Consider the following 3,720-nt stretch of genomic DNA (forward strand, 5'->3'; position numbering starts at 1 on the left):
GAGAGGCTGGACGCGGATCCGGTGCGCTGTCTGGACGCGGACGCGTCGAAGGCGATGGTCGCGGAGATCGACCAGGCCCACAAGGACGGTGACACCCTCGGCGGCGTCGTGGAGGTCCTCGCGTACGGCGTGCCGGTGGGTCTCGGCTCGCATGTGCACTGGGACCGGCGACTCGACGCCCGGCTGGCTGCCGCGCTGATGGGTATCCAGGCGATCAAGGGTGTCGAGGTCGGCGACGGCTTCGAGCTGGCGCGGGTGCCGGGTTCGAAGGCGCACGACGAGATCGTGCGGACCGAGGACGGGATCAGGCGGACCTCGGGCCGTTCCGGCGGTACGGAGGGTGGTCTGACCACGGGTGAGCTGCTGCGGGTGCGGGCGGCGATGAAGCCGATCGCGACGGTGCCGCGGGCGCTGGCCACGATCGACGTGGTGACGGGTGAGGCGGCCGCGGCGCACCATCAGCGCTCGGACGTGTGCGCGGTTCCGGCTGCGGGGATCGTGGCCGAGGCGATGGTGGCCCTGGTCCTGGCGGACGCGGTCGTGGAGAAGTTCGGCGGCGACTCGGTCCCCGAGACCCGCCGCAACGTCCAGTCGTACCTGGAGGCGCTTCACCTGCGGTGACGCAGCCCCGGGAGGGCGACGTATACAACGGGTACCATACGTTCATGGGACTGAAGCGCACGACCGTCTACGCCGATGCCGAAGACCTGGCGATCATCAAGGAGGCGGCGGGCCGCGAAGGCATCGCCGAGGCCGAGATAATCCGCGAAGCGATCCATCTGGCGGCGCTGGCCAAGCGTGTCTGGGACACCCCGCTCGCCCTGCCCACGTTCCGTAGCGAAGGCTCGGACGCCGACGAGGAAGCACGGTCGCCTCTGGAGCGGATCTGGGACGCCAAGGCGCGCGCGTATGAGGAGACGAAACGGCGGCCACAGGCGTGATCGTGATCGTTGCCGACACGTCGGCGCTGCTGGCCTCGGTCGACGAAAGTCATCCGGCGATGGAGGCCAGCCGCAGCGTTTTGGAGCACGCCGGGCTGATCGTCCTCTCGCCCCTGGTCCTTGCCGAGGCGGACCATCTGCTGCGCCGGATCGCCGGCGCCGCCGTGCGGCAGGAGTTCCTGGACGGGATCGTCGAGGAAACCCGGCGCGGCCGGGTCAAGCTGCCGGAGATCACCGGCGACGTCATGGCGGCGAGCCGTGGCGTCATGCGGCGTTACGGCGCGCTCGATCTGGACCTGGCCGATGCCGTCAACGTCGTTCTCGCCTCCGAGTTCCGGACAGATGCCGTGCTGACCTTCGACCGGCGGGACTTCCGGTCCATCCGTCCCCTCACCGCGCACAAGACGTTCCGGATCCTCCCCGACGACATGTGACGGCTTTCCTACGGACATCGCCCGCCCCCCGGCAGCTGACGGCACGACGTCTCCGGCACCCCGCCGTCCGAGCAGCGGTGGGCCGTCGCCGGGCAGTGGGCCTCGTGGGTGAGGGGGAGGAGCCAGTTCGGGCGGGAGCCGCGGCAGAAGTCGGCGAAGTCGGGGTGGCGGCCCGCGCGGTAGGCCTGGAGGGGGTCGAGGGGGAGCCAGTGGCCGCACTCGCGGATCTCGGTCCAGGCGTGCGGGAGAGCCGCCGTCTGGCGGGGGCCGGGCGGGGCGAGGAGGAAGCCGGCGCGGGTGCGGGCCTCCAGGCCCGCCGCGCGGGCGTGGACCGCCATCACCAGGGCCGCCGTCACCGGGTCCAACGCCCCTGCGGCGAGGGCTCGTTCGGGTCTTGCCGCCAGCGCCGGCGGGAGCCGGGCGTAGCGGTAGCGGCCGGTCAGCAGGCCGTCGTAGATCTCGCCGAACACCTCACGGGCCGCCCGCGACCGGGCCCGGCACCTGCGGCCCCGCAGGGTCACCTCCGCCAGCACCCGGCCGCCGGGCCGTAACGTCCGCCAGGTGTGCACCGTCGCCGTCTGCTCGGCGAGCGCCGTCGCGCACAGCGGCGGCCCCGGCGCCCGCGTACACCCCGCCGAACAGTGCGACGCCAGCGCGAGCCGTAATCGGCGCGCCGTCGTCCACCCCGCCGGCGGGCCGGCGGGCTGCGCCGTCCACCGCAGTTCCGCGGCCTCCGCCGCCGACCGTCCGGTCCCGGCGAGCAGACCCAGGTTGAGCAGGTCGTACCGGTCGAGCACCATCCCGTACGGCTGCTCCTGGGCCGACAGCCCCGCGTCGATCAGGTGCTTCACCGCCTGCTCGTCGACGCCGAGGAGCCGCGCGGCGGACCGGACGCTCAGCTCGGGGCGCCGGTACTCCGCCGGGATCTCCGGCAGCCGTTCCACCGCCGGCATCCACCGCAGTCTCAGCTCCGCCGCGGTCACCGGCGGGACCGGTCGGTCGTTCATGCGTACGCTTCGGTCGGGCCGACCTCGACCCGGCCCAGGACCGTACGGCCGTCCGAGCCGAGGACCACCTTGCGGTACGCGCCCGCGCCCGCCTCGGAGAACTCGATCGCCCCTTCCGTACGGGCGTGGATGTCGCCGAAGCCCGTCACCCCGACCCCGAGGAGCTTCAGCCGGGTCGTCGGCTCCGCCGCGTCGAAGGGGGAGTGGTCGAGGCCCAGCAGCTGGCGGGCGACCGACGCGGCCATCCGGTAGCCGGGCGCCACCAGGCCGTGGCAGCGGCCCTCCACGGCCGCGCATTCGCCGATCGCCCAGATCTCCGGATCGGCCGTGCGCATCCGGCCGTCCACGAGGAAGCCGCCGCGCTCACCGGTCACCAGCCCCGCGGCGGCGGCGAGTTCGTCCCGTGGCCGGATCCCGGCCGAGAAGACCACCACGTCCGCCGCCACCCCCGAACCGTCCTCGAAGGTCACGCCCCGCACCCGCCCGTCCGGGCCGGCGTCGACGGACCGCGTCAGCGCGCCGCAGCGCACATCCACCCCCAGGCCGCCGACCAGCCGGGCCAGCAGCGCGCCGCCCGCCGTGTCGACCTGGAGCGGCATCAGCCGGGGCGCCGCCTCGACGACGTACGGGCGCATCCCGAGCCGCCGCAGCGTGTCCGCGGCCTCCAGGCCGAGGAGCCCGCCGCCGATCACCACCCCGGACCGGCCGGGGCGCGCGGCGGCCCGGATCGCCTCGATGTCCTCGGGGGTGCGGTAGGTGAAACAGCCGGGCAGGTCGCGGCCGAGGACGGGCGGGACGAACGGGCGGGAGCCGGTCGCGAGGACGAGCGCGTCATAGGAGTACCGGCTGCCGTCGGCGCAGCGCACCGACCGGCCCGCGCGGTCGATGCCGGTGACGGCCGTGTCCAGGCGCAGCTCGACCTGCTCACCCCAGGAGCGGGGGAACGTCAGGTCGTCCACGGTCCGGCCGCCGACCAGCGAGGACAGCGCCACCCGGTCGTAGGCCGGGCGGGCCTCCTCGCCGAGGACGACGACCCGCCAGCCGTCCGTACGGTCCAGCGCCCGGACTTCGTCGACCAGCCGATGGCCGGTCATGCCGTGTCCGACGACGACCAGGGTGCGCGTCATGCCGCCACCTCCGGGGCGGGTGTGTCCGAGGGGGTCGTCCGGGGCCCGGCGTGCAGGTGTTGGCCGGTCATCGCGTGCCCGGTGGCGACCGGGGTGCGTGTCATGCCGCCACCTCCGGGGCGGGTGTGTCCGAGGGGGTCGTCCGGGGCCCGGCGTGCAGGTGTTGGCCGGTCATCGCGTGCCCGGTGGCGACCGGGGTGCGTGTCATGCC

At 74.2% G+C, this 3,720-nt stretch carries 5 protein-coding genes; 3 read left to right on the plus strand and 2 right to left on the minus strand.

Translation table 11 applies throughout. The features are described 5' to 3' along the window. From aroC to IEZ01_RS33735, 3 genes are all read left to right on the plus strand, one after another. Positions 1-621: chorismate synthase (aroC, locus tag IEZ01_RS33725; RefSeq protein ID WP_189205547.1), on the plus strand; the 621-nt coding region annotated here is incomplete at its 5' end. 44 nt (positions 622-665) lie between these two features. Further along, positions 666-941, plus strand: coding sequence for a ribbon-helix-helix domain-containing protein (locus tag IEZ01_RS33730; protein WP_106959941.1), 276 nt, complete (start codon positions 666-668; stop codon positions 939-941). Then, on the plus strand, positions 938-1,375 hold the full coding sequence (locus tag IEZ01_RS33735; protein ID WP_189205556.1) for a type II toxin-antitoxin system VapC family toxin: 438 nt from the start codon (positions 938-940) through the stop codon (positions 1,373-1,375). Before IEZ01_RS33730 ends, IEZ01_RS33735 begins: the two co-directional genes overlap by 4 nt. Before the next feature lie 8 nt (positions 1,376-1,383). Here IEZ01_RS33735 and IEZ01_RS33740 read toward each other — a convergent pair whose 3' ends face one another. Both IEZ01_RS33740 and IEZ01_RS33745 read right to left on the minus strand, forming a co-directional pair. After that, positions 1,384-2,382 (minus strand): transglutaminase-like domain-containing protein, encoded by a 999-nt coding sequence (locus tag IEZ01_RS33740; RefSeq protein WP_189205558.1) that lies wholly within the window; start codon positions 2,380-2,382, stop codon positions 1,384-1,386. Further along, positions 2,379-3,509: an NAD(P)/FAD-dependent oxidoreductase gene (locus IEZ01_RS33745; RefSeq protein ID WP_189205560.1), complete on the minus strand. Its 1,131-nt coding sequence runs from the start codon at positions 3,507-3,509 to the stop codon at positions 2,379-2,381. Before IEZ01_RS33745 ends, IEZ01_RS33740 begins: the two co-directional genes overlap by 4 nt. Between the last annotated feature and the right edge of the window lie 211 nt (positions 3,510-3,720).

It is taken from the genome of Streptomyces purpureus (assembly GCF_014648195.1).
Lineage (GTDB): Bacteria > Actinomycetota > Actinomycetes > Streptomycetales > Streptomycetaceae > Streptomyces > Streptomyces purpureus.